The organism is Janthinobacterium algoris, assembly GCF_051380935.1.
GTDB lineage: Bacteria > Pseudomonadota > Gammaproteobacteria > Burkholderiales > Burkholderiaceae_D > Janthinobacterium.
The window spans coordinates 152,851-168,490 of record NZ_JBNYXZ010000002.1 but is presented as its reverse complement, the minus strand read 5'-3'; the positions used below and the strand labels follow the sequence as shown (position 1 = coordinate 168,490).

Here is a 15,640-nt window from a genome sequence, read left to right as displayed (position 1 = left end):
ATATGTCCCCATCGCTGCGCAGTTTTACCTCCGCCGATATGCGTGCACGCTTGCCGGAACTGGGCTCCTTGCTGCAAGACTGCGTGCACGACGGCGCCAGCATCGGCTTTATCTTGCCCTTCGATGCTGCGGCCAGCCAGGCGTTCTGGACGGACAATGTGCTGCCCGCCGTGACGCGTGGCGTGCGCCTGCTGCTGGTGGCCGAGGTGGAAGGCAAGGTGGCCGGCGCCGTGCAGCTGGACTGGGACACCAATCCCAACCAGGCGCACCGGGCCGAAGTGCGCAAGCTGCTGGTCGCGCCCGCTTTCCGCCGGCGCGGCATCGCCCGCCAGCTGATGCTGGCGCTGGAAGAACAGGCGCGCCTCTTGCCGCGCAGCCTGCTGACCTTGGATACGCGCAGCAGCGACCATGCGCAAGCGCTGTATTTGTCGCTCGGTTATGTGGTGGCGGGCAGCATCCCCGCCTATGCATTGGCGCCGGCCGGCGACCGGCTGGACGCCACCACCATCATGTACAAGCAGCTATAGCAACCCCTTATCAATCAGCTATACGCGATGAGCTATCAGCGGGAACTCATGCTTTCAGGCGCGCTCTAACGACAAGGGTGCGCGAGCGTGCCAGGGCGGGTGCGGCCGTGTTTTGCGTCGTGTCTTGCGTCGCCACAAGGCTGGTGGGCGGTGCCACGTGCAGGGGCGCCACCTCATTGCCCAAGGTGAAGATACCCACCGTGCACGATAGCTGCTGGGCGCGCTGCTGCATGATGGCTGCCGCCGTCGACGCCTGTTCCACCAGCGCCGCGTTTTGTTGCGTCACATGTTCCATCTGCACGATGGCGGCATTGACCTGCTCGATGCCGGACAATTGCTCGCCGCTGGCCATGCTGATCTCGCCCATGATGTCCGTCACGCGGTGAACGCTGGCAACGATTTCGCGCATGGTGGCGCCCGCCGTATCGACCAGGCGCGCGCCCGCGTCGACCCGTTCGACGGAGTCGCCGATCAATTGCTTGATTTCCCGCGCCGCACCGGCAGAACGCTGGGCCAGGGTGCGCACTTCGGCGGCCACGACGGCAAAGCCGCGGCCCTGTTCGCCCGCGCGCGCCGCCTCCACGGCCGCATTCAGGGCCAGGATATTCGTCTGGAAGGCGATGGCGTCGATCACGCCGATGATGTCAACGATCTTTTTCGACGACGCATTGATCGCGCTCATGGTATCGACTACTTGCGCCACCACCTTGCCTCCTTTGCCGGCCACATCGGCGGCCGATAGCGCCAACTGGTTGGCTTGCCGCGCATTGTCCGCATTTTGCTTGACGGTGCCGGTCAGCTCTTCCATTGAGGCGGCCGTCTGCTCCAGCGAACTGGCTTGCGCCTGCGTGCGCTGCGACAAGTCCAGGTTGCCGGCGGCGATTTCGCCCGAGGCGTCGGCGATGTCTTGCGTGCCGCCGCGCACCTCGCCCACGATATGGATCAAGCTGGCATTCATGTCTTTCAGTGCCTGCAGCAACTGGCCTACCTCATCGCCGGATTCGACGCGGATATTGCCGCTCAGATCGCCGCCGGCCACCTTGCGCGCCACCTTGACGGCGTGCCGCAGGGGCCGCACGATGCCGCTGCTGATGAACCAAGCCGTGGCCAGGCTTAGCACGCCGCCGATCAGGCCCAGCGCGATGATCAGTACGCTGGCATTGCGCGCGCGGGCTATGGCCGCTTCGGCCGCCGCGCGCATCTGCGTTGATTGCGTGGCGATCTGCTGATCGATGTCGCGCAGGGCGGACTGCTCTTGCGTGCTGTTGCGTGTGGCGTGCAATTGCTCGATGCGCGCATAGCGCTGGTTCACGCTGCTATCGATTTCCCCGCTCACAGTAGCAAGTTGCCATGTGCTGATGCTGACGACCACCGCCAGCAACAGCGATGCCAGCAAAAAACCCGTGGTCAGGCGTGCACCGATGCGTATGTTTGAAATAGTCATGTCCCCTCAGCTGTTGTCCCATGGTGGCTGCTACCCATGCGGGCGGCACGGCGTGGCGCTGTTGCCCCTGACGTTGCCGGGGTGAAATGAGTGTAGCAGTGCAATACTAAGTAATCTATAAATATTTCCATATTGGAATTGGTCACTGCTTGTTTAGCAACAGCCGGCAGCCAGGGCCGAAACGCATAGTCGCCTTGCCTGTCGCCGGCGCCTGGCTTGTTGCCAGATAAAATCACCCGCCGTATTACAGACTCGTCCTACCTCAAACCCCGGCATCGTCCGACTGGCGTGTACCGGTGCGGCGCCTACACTGTTCCTTACACGGACCCGGCGGCGGGTCCTTTCTTCTTACAGGAGGCTGATATGGCGAATATCCAGGCAGGATCGGACGGTGCTGCAAACGAGGAAATGACGGCAAAGCGCCTGAACGTGGTCGACTGGATCTCCATGATCCTGCTGATCGTGGGCGGATTGAACTGGGCGCTGGTGGGCTTGTTCGACATTGACATAGTGGCCCGCATTCTGGGTGCCATGACGACGGCTTCGCGCGGCGTGTACGTGCTGGTGGGGCTGGCGGCGCTGTATTCCATTTACCTGTGCGTGCACAAGCTGCCGGCCAAACCCTAGGGGAAGTTATGTCCATCGGTGCCTATGCCCGGCGCGAACGCAAATTCAAGCAGCTGGAACGGGATTTCAAGCGGGAAGGGCGTACCCGGGCGGTGCACAAGAAGCGTAAGGGCGTGCTGCAAGCGCAGGAGGCTTGAGTTGCTGTCATGGCTTGATGGGCCGTGCCTGCCTGTCTGCCTGTCCGCGTGCGCGCGGGCAGGCTAGTGCGTGCCCTGCTTACTGACTGCTTACTGACTGCTTACTTACTGCGTGCGCAGGTAGGCCAGCAAATCGGCCACTTGCTGCGCATTGCCGATGCCCCAGAATCGCATGTTGTTTCCAGGAATGAAATCGCTCGGTGCTTTGAGGAAGCCGGCCAGGTTTTGCTCGGTCCAGACTATATTCGCGTTTTTCATGGCCGCCGAATACTTATAGTCGGTGGTGGCACCGGCCTTGCGGCCAATCACGCCCGTCAGCTTGGGGCCGAAGCCGCCGCGCGCCGATGGCCCTACCTGGTGGCAGGAGGCGCACTTGCGAAACGCGGCCTTGCCCGCTTCGGCGTTGCCCTTGAGGGTGGCGGGAGCGGCGACGGCCTGCGCGACAGCGTCTGGCGCCAGCAGCAAGGCTGCAGCGGCAAGAGTGGAAAACAAGCGGAAAAGAAGTGTGGATATCATCGGTAAGGCAGGAATGGGCTGAATGTACGATATGTAAGATAAGGCAAGCGATAAGGCAAGCGATAAGGCAAGCGATAAAGTATTTTACAGGCGGGCATCAACACCTGCACGCCAGCCGCGCGGCAATGCCAGGATGCGGCGCAGGCAGCAGTACAGAATGGACTGACTACCGCTAGCGCTTGCCGCCCTGAGCGCCGAGTGCCGCCATGGCCGAGGCGATCACGATGCAGCCGATGGCCAGCCACTGGGTTAGGCTCAGCAGTTCTCCCAGCACGGCCATGGCGGCCAGCGCGCTGACGGCGGGCGCCGCGCTGCTGAACATGCCAAACACGCCTTGCGGCAAACGGCGCAGGGCAAAGATTTCCAGCGAATACGGCAGGGCGCTGGACAGCATGGCGATGGCCAGGCCCATCAGCGCAAGCGATGGCGCCAGCAGGGCCGTGCCCGAGTAAGTGATGCCGATAGGCACCGTCAGCATCGCTGCCACCGTCATGCCCCAGGCCACGGCTTGCCCGCCTTGCAAGGTCGAGGCGCGCTTGCCAAAGATGATGTATAGCGCCCAGCACAGCGCCGCCCCCAGCGCATACGCCACGCCGACCGGGTCCAGGCTGCCCGGGCTGCCTTGTAGCGGCAGCAATAAATATAGACCAAACACGGCGCACGCAACGGCGAGCAAATCACGCGGCCGCCGCGACGACAGCATGGCCACCGCCAGCGGCCCCGTCACCTCGATGGCCACGGCAATGCCGATCGGTATCAGCGCAAACGCCCGGTAAATCAGCAAGTTCATCAATCCCAGCACGGAACCGTAGACCAGCAAATTCAGCACATCCTTGCGCGTCAGCCGGAAACGCCAGGGCCGGAAGATGGCCAGCAGGATCAGCGCCGAAAACCCCACCCGGTATGCCGTAATCCCCTCTACGCCGATGACAGGAAACATATTTTTCGCAATCGCCGCCCCCAGATTGACGGAAATCTGCCCTCCCAGAACGGCCAGGGAAGGGAACAGGATACTGTCGGGGAGAGGGGAGGTCGAGGCGGGGGAGGTCATGGGACGGTATTTTAATACGGCAGGGGCTGTGTGGTCGCTGCCAGATCGGTAAGTGACGTTGATTGAATTAAGTAGTTTCTTCCATGGTTGGCGTATCCCGGCCAGTTGCATGTCATTTTCTTGATGTTATGTTGTAAAATACGCTACAGTTACAGAATTGTTTGCTAACGGCAAAGAGCAGTCTTTCGAAGCGCATTAAGATGCCTTTCTGCCAACTAAGAGCCTAAGAACCGATGATAAAAAAATCAATGATTGCCGCGTCAATGGCAATTCTCGTGAGCGCCATCGCTCTTTCACTCTGGATACACAAAAGCTTCCTCGGTGTTTCGCTGATGAGCTTTTTGGGGTGACGTAACGAGCGGTAATCTTCTTTCCCATTCAGGCGTCTACTTTGATTCGATTTCCTCCGCTCGTGGACGACTCTCCATTTTCGTGTTGATAACATGCTATCCCTCTTCTAACGGCTGGGTTCGGCCAGAAGAGGCCGTTCGAGTCCCCATGAGCACGGCAGAAATTTTTTATGAACTCAATTCGAATTAATTCAAACCTCATAGTCGACGACGAGACCTTTCACTCGGTTTTCTCTGATGCTTGCGGGTTCCCAGATTTCTATGGGCGAAATATGAACGCATGGATTGACTGCATGGGATACCTCGACGAGCCGTCGGCACAGATGTCATCTGTGCATGTCACCGCAGGTGAGAGTTTGGCTTTGGTCATTGACGGCGCATCATCCTTCAAGACTAGATGTCCTGCATTGTATGATGAGCTGCTTGAGTGCGCTGCTTTTGTAAATGAACGATGCGAAGAAGCAGGGCGAGCGCCTCTGATAGCTATCACAATGCACGCCTGATGGGTAACGGTGCCATAAAAACGTCAGTAGAGTTCTAGTTTACGAAGGGCCGCTTTGGGGCGGAAGCGGACGTCACAGGTTTTGCCTGTTTTGCGGAGTAAACGGCCTTCTATTGCGTTCACCGGCACTATTAAAAGCGGTGGAGTTTGACGCCATTTCGGCGCTCGTTAATAATGATGGCAAGAACATGGTCAAAAGGATAAAAATTGGGCATCGGCACGATGGCCGTGAGTGCCGGATTTATCCTTCTGGTTTAGTGATCGACGTGGCTGCCCTGCATTCCTTGCTGCCTGTCGCACCACATATTTACCAGTAACTCGGGAGTATTATTGAATGACTGTTTTTAGTATCGGCGACACCAATTTTGAAGTGGATGTAGCGAAATCAAGCATTAGTCTGGAGGCTCATGGCAGCGGCATGCTGGAGCTCAATATCGATATCCATGGCGACGATGATGTGTTTATGCGCTTGACCGAGCCGGAGGATGCGGAATGGTCGTGGGCGCTGTATCCGCCGGCGTTTTTCCTGCACGGCTTGCGCATACCGGAAGGGCAGGGAGGAGCGTTTGCGATCGGGATGCTGGATATGCATCCCGAGGCGGAGGAATCGGGTATCTATATGATGGAATATGGCGACGTGTCGGCCGTCAATATTATCGAATTGTCCGCACGGCGCCTGCTCGTGTCTGGCTTAGTGGACTTGTGCGGCAAGCGCCTGCCATTTCATATTGATATGCCGCGCAGCTAGTGCCGGGGCAGGTCTCCTCGTGATTGGAATGCACCCAGTTGACGCGCATTCCCCCACGGAGCCGGCTCCGCTCCTGCCTGATTACTCCAGCCCTAACACCTTCGCCACATCCCCCCACGCCACATACTTGAAGTTCTGTGGCCCATTGGGCAGGCGTTTGTAGCCGTCCTGGATAACCAGCATGCCTTGCGCATACGCGCCGCCCAGGTTGGCGGAGGTGATGTCGAGGCCATCCGTTTCCGAGGTGCCGTCTATGCCGGCGGGTAAGTTGAAGCCCACCTTGAAGCGGCCGCGCACCTTGTACGGCGCTTGCGCGTCGAGCACCACGTAGCTGCTGTCACCCTGGCTGGAAACGATCAGGTAGCCGGTGTCGGGTGCGCCGCCCGGCTTGCGGTAGATGGCCATGCCTTCCACGTCGGCCGTCAGGTTCGCTCCCACGGGCAAGACCATGGCGAGGGCATCCGGTTTGGCGGCGTCGGCCGAGGTGGTCCAGATGCCGCGCGTTTCCTCGCCAAGGAACAAGCGGGCGTTGGCGTCGTCGGTCACGCAGCCTTCCGGTTGTGTGGCGACCTTGAAGCTGCGCAAGAGGGTGGCGCTGAACTTGTTTGCGCTCAAACCGATGCTGTACTGCTGGAAGGTGCCGTCCTTGTCGTTGATGAACGCTTCCACGCCGCCGCTGGCTGGCTGGTACAAGCACATGCCGTAGATGCTTTTCAGCCCGGTCGGAAAACGGCCCGCTTCCGCCACTTCGCCGCTGGCATTGATGGTGAACAACATCATGCTGTTGTCGTCGCGCCGGGTGGCCACGGCCAGGTCGACCTTGCTGCCGCCCAACTGGATGTTCTGCCGCACGTCAACGTTGTTCAGGCGGCCCACTTCCAGCAGCTGCGTCTGCTTGCCTTGCAGATCGTAGACGAGCAGTCCTTGCTTCTTGTTGGTGCCGAGGATGCGCGCCTCGGCCGGATCGCTGGCCAGCCAGATGGCCGGATCATCTGCCGCGTCACCCTGGCGCGCCATCGGCGCCGTCTGTGCCTGCGGGGCGACGATGGCTACCGCAGGCGATGTTTCCGCCTTGCCACTCCATTTCAAGGGCCGCGCTTGCCAACCGTTCTTGCCGCGCAACATCAACGAATTTCCGTCGAGCGCCAGCTGGCTATCGCCCTTGCGCACGTTCAAGGCCACGGCTTGCGGCGGCAGGGCCGCCCACTGTCCGCCCTGATGGGCGAACAGATGCAGCTTGTCCGCTTTGCCGTCGAGCACGGCCACGCCGCCCGGCAGCACCGCCAGCGCGCTGGCGCCGCCGTCCAGTTGCCCGTACGGCTTGCGCAGGGCGACCACTTCGCGCTTGCCCATGCCTTCGGAGTCGGCGTCATAGGCCCACACACCCATGTTCGACTCGCTCACCAGCAGGCGCTGGGCACCATCATCGACGCGGCAATGTTTCGCGTGCGGCGGCAAAGCCAGTTTACGTACCAGCTGGCGCTGTTCGCCCTGCATCACCCATTGTTCCGCTTGCCCATCTTTGCCGATCAAGAACAAATGATCGAGCTGCTGGGCGTCGCGGTACAGGCAGGACGCTTCCACGGAGAAAGTGGGGACAGGGAAGGGCGCCAGTGTGCGTAGTTTCCCCGCCTGCACATCGACCGTCACGGGCAGCGGACGCTGCGTATCCGCTTCCAGGAACACGGCCAGCACGTGAGTACCATCGATGCGCGTGTCGAGCTGCTTGGCGCGCACGGCGATGCGGTCCTGTTCCTGGCCGCTTGCATTGAACAGGCGCAAGCCGTGCTTGTCCAGGGTCAGCCAACCGCCGCCGGGCAGGCGCGTCAGTTCTTCGGCCTCTTGCGTGAAGGATGGTAAAGCGTTGGCGGGGACCGCCAGCGCCGGGCTGCTGAAAGCAAAGGCGGCCAGCAAAGCGCTGCAAAGGACGGTTTTTTTCATGTTAGTTGACATCATCATCAGAAGGCGCTGGCTTTCAGGCTCACTTTAAAAGTGCGGCCATATTGTTCGTTTTGCACGTTGAACTGCTTCGTGCCTTGATACACATAGTATTTTTCGTTGTTCAGGTTGGCCGCCTCGAACATCAGCTGGAAGTGCTTGCTGATCTGGTACGACAGCGAGAAATCGAGCTGCTTCTGGCTGGCGACGATATGGTCCTGGCTTTGGTCGAGGATGTCGCCGCCCATTTCCAGCAGGTAGGGCGACTTGTAGTTGAGGGCCAGGCGGGCGCTCACAGGCCCTGTTTCATAGCCCAGCATCAAGTTCATCACCTGGTTTGACTGGCCCGGCAGGCGGATGTCGCGCTTGAGCTGCTTGTTCGTCGCCTTGTCGAAGCGGCCGATGTGCGCGCTCGAGGTGCTCAGGGTGCCATTCACGCCGACGAGGAACTTGTTGAACGGCGCCGGCAGCATGCGCAGCGGCTGCATGTAAGCCAGTTCGATGCCTTTTACTTTGGCCGCGTCGCCGTTCGCATACGAGGTGGCCGTCGTGTAGCCAGTCCATTGACCCGTGCCAGCCAGGTTGGTCGTGTACGTAAAATTCTTGATGTCTTTGTAGAATCCATACGCGGACATCACGCCGTCATTGCCCAGCACGCGCTCGATGCCCAGGTCGAGGTTGTTCGCCTTCAGCGGTTTCAAGTCCGGGTTGCCGATCACGGCTTCCGTATTGCTGGCCAGGCTGATGCCTGGTGCCAGCTGGCTGAAGTTGGCGCGCACCACGGCTTGCGTCCAGGCGGCCCGCACGCTGGTTTTTTGATCCAGATCATAACGGGTTTGCAAGTTCGGCAGCCAGTTGGTGTACGAGCGTTCGCGCGTCAAGGGCGTGGCCAACCCTGCGCTGTCCACCTGCGAGCCGGCCGCTTCAAAGCTCGTGCGTTCGGCGCGCACACCGCCGAGGATGTGCCAGGCGTCGAAGTCATAGCTGTTCTGCACATACATGGCGTTGATGTCTTCATGCATGCGGTAGTCGTTGATGACGGACTCGGTGGCCAGGCGCGCCTTGGCGCGGTCCAGGCCCGCCACGCGGGCGCGGACCAGGGCCGGGTCCAGCGCCACGCCGATGTTGCCCAGGTCGTAGTCGAGGGTGTGACCTTGCACGAAGTTGCTCATCGACGTGGAACCAAGGCCCCAGTAATTGCCGCTCGACCCCTTGCTGCTGTTGTACGCCCATTGATCCGTGTCATTGGTTTTTTCGCGGCGGCTGACTTTTGCGCCGAATTTCAGGGTGGCGATGTCGAACTTGCGCGCCAGGTCGATGCGCGCGTGGTGTTCATTATCCTTCGAGTAACGCTTTTGCAGGGTGATGGCGTTGAGCGCGTAATTGGCCGGGTCGTACAGTGAGGCGGGGCCGCTCAATTTCGGCTCCTGCGTGTCCGTGAAACTGATGCCGGCGAAATTGCTGGTGCCACGGAAACGGCCATCGTTCAGCGATTCCGGCGTGTCCTCCGTGGCGCGGCTCATGCCGCCTTTCACGTCCAGGGTCCAGTCACCCGATTTCTGCTGCGTGCCCAGCACGAGCGAGCGTATTTGCTGCGTGTACTTGCGCTGGCGTATGCGGCGCTCGGCACGCGCGCTGGCCGTTGCTCCTTCGGCCAGGCTGCCGCCCGCGATATTGCTGATGGTCAGGCGGTCGCGCACTTCATTGTCGGAAAATTCGCTGACGAACGAACGCAAAAACCAGCTGTTGCCAGCTTCCGGGCGGTAATCGAGGTTGACGGCCAGGGCGCCGCGCTTGCGCACGGGCAGGTAGTCGCGCAATTCCAGGCCCGATAATTTGCCTTTGCTCCAGGCGCCGCCCGTTTCCACGTCATCGGAGCCGAACGAGCGCTTTTCCGCGCTCAGGCCGGCAGCCACGCCCAGCTTGCCGTCGAGGAAGCGCTGGGCCCACAGGGCGCCGCCGCTGGGGCTGGTCTTGCCCGTCTTTTCATCATGGCTGGCGCCCACGTTAGCCGACAGCAGCTTGCCCGGCAAGTCGAAGGCGGACAGCGATTTGACTTCGATGGTGGCGCCCAGCGAGTTGGCGTCCATTTCCGGAAGTAAAGTCTTCGACACTTCCAGCGTGCGGATCAGGCCCGCAGGCAGGATGTCCAGCGCTACAGCGCGGCGGCCCGCTTCCGGTGACGGCACCAGCGCGCCGTTGATGGTGACGGCGTTCAGGTCCGGGCCCAGGCCGCGCACCGTGATGTAGCGGCCTTCGCCCTGGTCGCGCTGCACGGACACGCCCGGCAAGCGGGCCAGCGCCTCGGCCGCGTTCTTGTCCGGCAAGCCGCCGATATCGTCGCTGCTGATGACGCTGATGATGTTGTCGGCTTTCTCTTGCGCGGCGATGGCGTTGCGCAGGCTGGCGCGCTGGCCGCTGACGATGACGGTGGCGGCCGGCTGGCCGTCCGCATCTTGCGCTTGCGCATGGCTTTGACCGCTGAAGACGGCCATGATGGCCAGGGCCAGCGCTGTCGGGCGCAGCGGGGAGGGGAAGGAAGTGTGCATGGTTTTCATGAAGAGCTCGGTTAGGGAGGAGGGAACCGGGCGGATTCTAGGCAGCAAATATGACGGTTGCGTGACAGGCAAGGGCTTGCCACCTTGAAAACAACGGCATGCGAACGCTTTCCGGCCAGAAATGAAGCGTGGTGAGCTGAAATGACCTGTCATCGCAGGGCGCATCGGGCACGGCATGCCGTATTTGCAGGATGGTCATTAGTAATGCTGAGCCGTTTGCACCTGCCGCACGGGCGTGGGGCATGTCATCGTGGCGTCATGGGCGGGCGCTATCGTGGCGACAGCACCACTTTTAAAGGTTTCCCACATGCTGCCGTTGCACCGTAACAGCCTGATTGCCGCCGCGCTGGCTTTGTCCCTGTTCTTTTTCCTGTACGCCACACTGGGGCACGTTAAACCGTTTGCCATCTGGAAGTGGATGGATATCGTCTGCGAAGGCGGCACGGCCGTCATGGCGGGCATCTGGTTCTTGTTTACCCTTAGCAGCCGTCCGCGCGGACGGGTGACGAGTCTGATCGCCGGCGGTCTGTGCGCCATCATGCTGGGTTCCTGGGCAGATTGCCTCGATGAGTTCTTTGCCGTCGATAAAAGTGCCGTGTGGGATAACTGGCTGGAAGCCTTGATTCCATTTGGCATGCTGGTATTGACGATCGGTATGTATTACTGGCGCCAGGAACAGTTTCGGCTGAACGAGCACCTGCAAAAGCGCGAACGCCTGTTCCGCGACCACCGCGCCTTCGACCGCATCACGCAGCTGGCCGACGCCAGCTATCTGCGCACGCAGATGCGTCTGGAACAGGAACGCCGGCCCGGCCTCGACTGTGCGCTGGTCTTGCTCGACATCGACAGCTTTCACCTGATTAACCGCGAATACGGCCACCGCGAAGGCGACCGCGTACTGCAAGCCGTGGGTCACATGCTGCTGTTGAACTTGCGTAATGACGATTTGCTGTGCCGCTATGCGGGCGACCGCTTCGCCGTGCTGATGCCGGGCGTGTCGCGCGAGAATGCGGCCGTGAAGGCGCGCCATCTGTGCGCCATGGTGGGGCAGATGCGCCACCACGCCAACGACAACCGCGAAATCCGCCTGAGCCTGCGGCATGCCTGCTCGCTCACCGATGGCGTGCCGGAAGTGGTGCTGGCCGAGCTGAGCCGGGCAGTGGAAACACCGGGCCGGAGTGCCGGTCCCAGGGCCGGCACCGCCGCGCCTGCCTGATGCCATTGAACCAGCAAGGCGACCCCAGCATCGCGGCCCATCACCAGCCGGCGCTGGTGCTCGACTACGCGCGCAGCCGCGAGCTGGCTGTGGCGCCGCTGCTGAAGGGCACGGGCCTCGATGGCGGCGCGCTGCCATCCGCGGAAAGCCAGGTCAGCGCCGCGCAATACCTGCAATTGCTGGCCAATGTGGCGCGCGGCCTGGACAGCGCCGACACCAGCTTCATGCTGGGCCAGCAAATGTTGCCCGGCCATTACGGCGCCGCCAGCCATGCCTTGCTGCAGGCGCAGAATTTGCGCCAGGCCTTGACCATCCTGTGCGATTTTCATACCTTGCTGTGTCCGCTGTTGCAACCGCGTTTGCGCGAGGCGGGCGACATGTACGTGCTGTACTGGACGGACGCGTTCGGCGCGCCGAGCCAGCTGCCTTTTCTGGTGGAAATGCACATGACGGCGCTGGCCGCCATGTGTCGCTGGCTGGCCGGCGAAGCGCTGCCGTGGCGCTTCTGCTTCAACCGCGCGCGGCCCCGTCATGTCGAGCAGCATGAAGTGCACCTGGGCCAGGCGCTGCGTTTCGATTGCCAGGTCGACGCCATGCTCATCGATTCCAGCTGGCTCGACAAGCCCTGGCCGCGCGGCAATGCCACGGCGGCCGCGCTGGCCTTGCGGGCGGCGGCCCTGGCGCCCGTGCCCGCCGCCAGCCTGCTCGGTGCGCTGTACGACTATTTGCTGGCGAATATCCGCTGCGCCCCGACCCTGGAACGCACGGCGCAGGAGTTTGGCGTCAGTCCCGCCACGTTCAAGCGCCACCTGGCGCGCCATGGCACGCATTTCCAGGCCGAGCTGGACCAGGTGCGCGCGCACAAGGCCATCTACCTGTTCCAGGCGCATGGCTACGACAACGATGCCGTGGCCGCCTACCTCGGCTTTCATGATGCCACCAACTTCCGCCGCTCGTTCAAGCGCTGGACGGGGCAAACGCCGCAGCTGTTGCGTCACGCGTTGGCCCTGTTCGTGGCTGGATGAACGGCGGCGTTGCGCGCCAGCGCCACAGACAGTCGTTCCAGAGGGAACAATTGCCCGTTCTGCTACATCCATAGTACACTCGATCAGAGAGCGAACAGATGCGCTTTGAGGCGCTCCGGCACGGCGTCGCGCGACGCCGCAATACCGCCATATCGATGGCGGGCCGGCGGCAGATGACTGGTATGCCGTGCCTTAACCCAGCCTGGAAACTGGCGTGCCCAGTGTGGTGCGCCGGAAACCGGGCAACTTGATAATGCTCAATCGTGTATTCACAATCGCAGATCGATCCAGTCGTCAGTTTCCGTAACACCCAAGGTGAGGCGGTGCGCGGCACGATTTTCAACTTGCAGCGCAATTCGCTGGTCATGGAAATCTACAATCCCTACTCGATTGTGCAGGTCAGCGAGGTGCTCAATGACTTGACGGTGCGCATGGGAACGAAGAACGCCTATGTGGGTAAGGCCGTCGTCATCAGCAGCGTCAACACGGGCCTGACCGCCATCGTTTCCGTGACCCTGATCGACGAGTGGCGCGAGCTGAGCGACGTGGTGGTGGTCAAGGGCGCCGTGGCGAAAGAGTCCAGCGCCTTTGTGGCCGGCTGGGGCGAGCGCTTCCGCATCCGCCGCGACTATCAGATTGTCGTCAACGAAATGCGCGCTTTTTTGTCGGAAGTGGCGCGCTGGGTCGAGCAGGTCGACTTGTCCGATTCGCTGCCCAAGGAAAACGGCCGCCTGCGCGCCGATATTTTCGACGAGCTGGCCTTGCCGCTGATGGAGCAAACCCAGCTGTACTTGCGCCAGCTCGAGGTGGAAGCGTCTCTTGTCGAGGAAGAGCGGGCGCCGGCCCACCGCGCATTTGCCCAGGCGGCGCTGCACCCGCTGATCCTGCGCGCGCCGTTCGTCTTCCGCACGTTTACCAAGCCGCTCGGCTATGCGGGCGATTACCAGATGGTCAACCAGTTGCTGGACGATCCGCGCCAGGGGCCGAGCACCTACTTTCAAATCGTCAATGCGGCTTTTTTGCAGGCGGCCGTGGCCACGGCGCACCGCAACCGTATCGATATCCTGACGGAATTCCTGGCGCAGAAAGCGGCCGCGGCGCGGGTTGCCGGGCGCGTCTTCAAGGTGCTCAATGTGGGCTGCGGCCCGGCCATCGAGGTGCAGCGTTTTCTCGAGACCTGCCTTGACGCGCAATGGCTGGCCTTCGAGCTGGTCGACTTCAGCGCCGAGACGCTGGACTGGACGCGCGCGCGCCTGACCACCATCATGCAGCGCACGGGACGCGTGGTGGAAATCGATTATGTGCACGATTCCGTGCACAACCTGCTCAAGCGCCGCCACGGCTCTGGCACCGCGGGCTTGCCCGGCAGTTTTGACGCCGTGTATTGCGCCGGCCTGTTCGATTACCTGTCCGACAAGGTCTGCGCGCGCCTGTTGATGCACTTCGCCTCGCGCGTGGGGCCGGGCGGACGTTTGCTCGTCACCAATGTGCACGCCAACAATCCGGGCAAGTTCGGCATGGAGCATTTGCTGGAGTGGCATTTGATCTATCGCAATGAAGAGGGCTTGTCGGCCTTGCTGCCCGAGCACGCAATGGATCCCTTGATCTATGTCGACGCCACGGGCGTGAATGTGTTTGCGGAAGTGAGCATTCCTTGATGGATACTCCAGGCTTGCACGCCGGCTACTCGGCCGTTTTGCGCGACTTCCGCCTGGAATTCAGCCGCGGCGGGGCCTACACGGGCATCGTGCTGATCCTGCTGGGCATGGGTCTCGATTCGGCCCTGTATCCGGACAAGCAGTCGGCGTTTACCAGTGTGCGCATCCTTGTGTCGGCGCTGATCTTTTGCGTCGTGCTGGCCATGCGCACGCGCTGGGCGCAAGATCGCATCCAGGGCCTGACCTTTGTGTGGCTGATCCTGCCGCAAATCATGATCGCCTGGATGATCGCCGTCACGGAAGGCGCCACCTCGATCTATTATGTGGGCATGACCCTGGCCATCTACTCGTCGGGCATCGTGCTGGCGTTCGGCTTGTGGCAAAACATGGTCTTCGGCGCCATCTCCTGCCTGCTGTACGTGGCTGCCTGCGCCTGGCATGCGGGCGGCTTCGACTTGCCGGGCACGTTCGTCGTCAACTGCCTGTTCCTCATCATGTCGGCCAGCATCAGCGCCGTATTTACCTATTTCAATGAGCGCGCCCGCTTCATGCTGTTCCAGCTGAAGGCGGAAGTGGCGCAAAAGAACACGCAGCTGGAAGAAACCAACAAGAGCCTGGCCGATATCAAGGGGCAGATGCTGCAGCAAGAGAAAATGGCCGCCATCGGCACCCTGGCCGCCGGCATGCTGCATGAAGTGAACAATCCCGTGAATTTCTGCATGATGGCCATCGAGGTGGCCATCGAAGACCCGGCCGCCCAGCAAAGTGCGCTGGTGAGTGAATGCCTGGCCGACGCCAAGCAGGGCATGCTGCGGGTACAGCACATCGTGTCCGACTTGAAGACCTTTGCCTACCGCAAGAGCGGCAACCAGCTGGAAACGGGGCATTTCCAGTTCCGCAGCGCGCTCGATGCGGCCATCCGCCTGGTGGGGCATGAAACGAAGAATGTCAGCATCAGCCACGACTTGCCGGTCGACACCCTGGTGCGCGGCGACGAGGCGGCCATCGTGGGCGTGCTGATCAACTTGCTGGGCAATGCCGTGCTGTCCATGCGCAAGGCTAATGCGCCGCCGTTCGAGATCCGCATCACGGCCCGCTGGGATGAAAACCGCCTGCGCATCAGTGTGCGCGACAACGGCCCCGGCATCGCCCCGGAAAACCTGGCGCGCGTGTTCGAACCGTTCTTCACCACGCGTGAAGTGGGGCAGGGGCTGGGCTTGGGCCTGAGTATCAGCTATGGCGTGATCGAGCGCCACGGCGGCACCCTGAGCGCGGAAAGTGAGCTGGGCGTGTGGGCCAGCATGAATTTCGACTTGCAGCGCTCCGACTGGGAGGGCCGTTAG

The 15,640-nt window shown here is 61.6% G+C and carries 14 protein-coding genes; 9 read left to right on the top strand and 5 right to left on the bottom strand.

Going from position 1 to position 15,640, the window contains the following annotated elements:
• The first annotated feature begins 2 nt into the window (after positions 1-2).
• Positions 3-527 carry a GNAT family N-acetyltransferase gene (locus ACQ4W7_RS03710; protein ID WP_436528529.1) on the top strand — a complete coding sequence of 175 codons (525 nt, stop codon included), beginning with the start codon at positions 3-5 and terminating at the stop codon, positions 525-527.
• Between the two features lie 46 nt (positions 528-573).
• Here the strand turns inward: ACQ4W7_RS03710 and ACQ4W7_RS03705 are convergent, their stop codons facing one another.
• Entirely contained in the window at positions 574-1,971 is a 1,398-nt protein-coding gene (locus ACQ4W7_RS03705) for a methyl-accepting chemotaxis protein (protein WP_436528527.1), read from the bottom strand.
• Between the two features lie 363 nt (positions 1,972-2,334).
• Between ACQ4W7_RS03705 and ACQ4W7_RS03700 the strand changes: the two genes are divergently transcribed.
• Both ACQ4W7_RS03700 and ACQ4W7_RS03695 read left to right on the top strand, forming a co-directional pair.
• The gene (locus tag ACQ4W7_RS03700) at positions 2,335-2,598 is read left to right on the top strand and encodes a DUF378 domain-containing protein (protein ID WP_426071293.1); all 264 of its coding nucleotides are present in this window, start codon (positions 2,335-2,337) and stop codon (positions 2,596-2,598) included.
• Positions 2,599-2,606: 8 nt separating this feature from the next.
• Positions 2,607-2,735: a hypothetical protein gene (locus tag ACQ4W7_RS03695; protein WP_436528525.1), complete on the top strand. Its 129-nt coding sequence runs from the start codon at positions 2,607-2,609 to the stop codon at positions 2,733-2,735.
• A gap of 105 nt (positions 2,736-2,840) precedes the next feature.
• Here ACQ4W7_RS03695 and ACQ4W7_RS03690 read toward each other — a convergent pair whose 3' ends face one another.
• Both ACQ4W7_RS03690 and ACQ4W7_RS03685 read right to left on the bottom strand, forming a co-directional pair.
• Positions 2,841-3,251 (bottom strand): c-type cytochrome, encoded by a 411-nt coding sequence (locus tag ACQ4W7_RS03690; protein WP_436528523.1) that lies wholly within the window; start codon positions 3,249-3,251, stop codon positions 2,841-2,843.
• Positions 3,252-3,423: 172 nt separating this feature from the next.
• Positions 3,424-4,302 (bottom strand): EamA family transporter, encoded by an 879-nt coding sequence (locus ACQ4W7_RS03685; RefSeq protein ID WP_436528521.1) that lies wholly within the window; start codon positions 4,300-4,302, stop codon positions 3,424-3,426.
• A gap of 520 nt (positions 4,303-4,822) precedes the next feature.
• Between ACQ4W7_RS03685 and ACQ4W7_RS03680 the strand changes: the two genes are divergently transcribed.
• The gene (locus ACQ4W7_RS03680) at positions 4,823-5,155 is read left to right on the top strand and encodes a barstar family protein (protein WP_436528519.1); all 333 of its coding nucleotides are present in this window, start codon (positions 4,823-4,825) and stop codon (positions 5,153-5,155) included.
• Positions 5,156-5,488: 333 nt separating this feature from the next.
• Positions 5,489-5,902 (top strand): hypothetical protein, encoded by a 414-nt coding sequence (locus ACQ4W7_RS03675; RefSeq protein ID WP_436528517.1) that lies wholly within the window; start codon positions 5,489-5,491, stop codon positions 5,900-5,902.
• Between the two features lie 81 nt (positions 5,903-5,983).
• Here the strand turns inward: ACQ4W7_RS03675 and ACQ4W7_RS03670 are convergent, their stop codons facing one another.
• Complete coding sequence (locus ACQ4W7_RS03670; protein WP_436528515.1) at positions 5,984-7,843, bottom strand: phytase; 1,860 nt, start codon at positions 7,841-7,843, stop codon at positions 5,984-5,986.
• A 17-nt stretch (positions 7,844-7,860) separates the two neighbouring features.
• Complete coding sequence (locus tag ACQ4W7_RS03665; protein WP_436528513.1) at positions 7,861-10,398, bottom strand: TonB-dependent receptor; 2,538 nt, start codon at positions 10,396-10,398, stop codon at positions 7,861-7,863.
• A gap of 307 nt (positions 10,399-10,705) precedes the next feature.
• On the opposite strand from ACQ4W7_RS03665, the gene ACQ4W7_RS03660 reads away from it, so the two are divergent.
• From ACQ4W7_RS03660 to ACQ4W7_RS03645, 4 genes are all read left to right on the top strand, one after another.
• A complete protein-coding gene (locus tag ACQ4W7_RS03660; RefSeq protein ID WP_436528511.1) occupies positions 10,706-11,614 on the top strand; it encodes a GGDEF domain-containing protein in 909 nt (302 codons plus the stop codon).
• A complete protein-coding gene (locus ACQ4W7_RS03655) occupies positions 11,614-12,639 on the top strand; it encodes an AraC family transcriptional regulator (RefSeq protein ID WP_426071285.1) in 1,026 nt (341 codons plus the stop codon). The genes ACQ4W7_RS03660 and ACQ4W7_RS03655 overlap by 1 nt, the downstream gene beginning before the upstream one ends.
• 263 nt (positions 12,640-12,902) lie before the next feature.
• Positions 12,903-14,297, top strand: coding sequence for a class I SAM-dependent methyltransferase (locus ACQ4W7_RS03650; RefSeq protein ID WP_426071284.1), 1,395 nt, complete (start codon positions 12,903-12,905; stop codon positions 14,295-14,297).
• A complete protein-coding gene (locus ACQ4W7_RS03645; RefSeq protein WP_436528508.1) occupies positions 14,297-15,640 on the top strand; it encodes a sensor histidine kinase in 1,344 nt (447 codons plus the stop codon). The genes ACQ4W7_RS03650 and ACQ4W7_RS03645 overlap by 1 nt, the downstream gene beginning before the upstream one ends.

What these genes read in the sequence shown, in the direction of transcription:
- ACQ4W7_RS03710 (WP_436528529.1), top strand. Translation starts at nt 3, where the DNA reads ATGTCCCCATCGCTGCGCAGTTTTACCTCCGCCGATATGCGTGCACGC.
- ACQ4W7_RS03705 (WP_436528527.1), bottom strand. Translation starts at nt 1,971, where the DNA reads ATGACTATTTCAAACATACGCATCGGTGCACGCCTGACCACGGGTTTT.
- ACQ4W7_RS03700 (WP_426071293.1), top strand. Translation starts at nt 2,335, where the DNA reads ATGGCGAATATCCAGGCAGGATCGGACGGTGCTGCAAACGAGGAAATG.
- ACQ4W7_RS03695 (WP_436528525.1), top strand. Translation starts at nt 2,607, where the DNA reads ATGTCCATCGGTGCCTATGCCCGGCGCGAACGCAAATTCAAGCAGCTG.
- ACQ4W7_RS03690 (WP_436528523.1), bottom strand. Translation starts at nt 3,251, where the DNA reads ATGATATCCACACTTCTTTTCCGCTTGTTTTCCACTCTTGCCGCTGCA.
- ACQ4W7_RS03685 (WP_436528521.1), bottom strand. Translation starts at nt 4,302, where the DNA reads ATGACCTCCCCCGCCTCGACCTCCCCTCTCCCCGACAGTATCCTGTTC.
- ACQ4W7_RS03680 (WP_436528519.1), top strand. Translation starts at nt 4,823, where the DNA reads ATGAACTCAATTCGAATTAATTCAAACCTCATAGTCGACGACGAGACC.
- ACQ4W7_RS03675 (WP_436528517.1), top strand. Translation starts at nt 5,489, where the DNA reads ATGACTGTTTTTAGTATCGGCGACACCAATTTTGAAGTGGATGTAGCG.
- ACQ4W7_RS03670 (WP_436528515.1), bottom strand. Translation starts at nt 7,843, where the DNA reads ATGAAAAAAACCGTCCTTTGCAGCGCTTTGCTGGCCGCCTTTGCTTTC.
- ACQ4W7_RS03665 (WP_436528513.1), bottom strand. Translation starts at nt 10,398, where the DNA reads ATGAAAACCATGCACACTTCCTTCCCCTCCCCGCTGCGCCCGACAGCG.
- ACQ4W7_RS03660 (WP_436528511.1), top strand. Translation starts at nt 10,706, where the DNA reads ATGCTGCCGTTGCACCGTAACAGCCTGATTGCCGCCGCGCTGGCTTTG.
- ACQ4W7_RS03655 (WP_426071285.1), top strand. Translation starts at nt 11,614, where the DNA reads ATGCCATTGAACCAGCAAGGCGACCCCAGCATCGCGGCCCATCACCAG.
- ACQ4W7_RS03645 (WP_436528508.1), top strand. Translation starts at nt 14,297, where the DNA reads ATGGATACTCCAGGCTTGCACGCCGGCTACTCGGCCGTTTTGCGCGAC.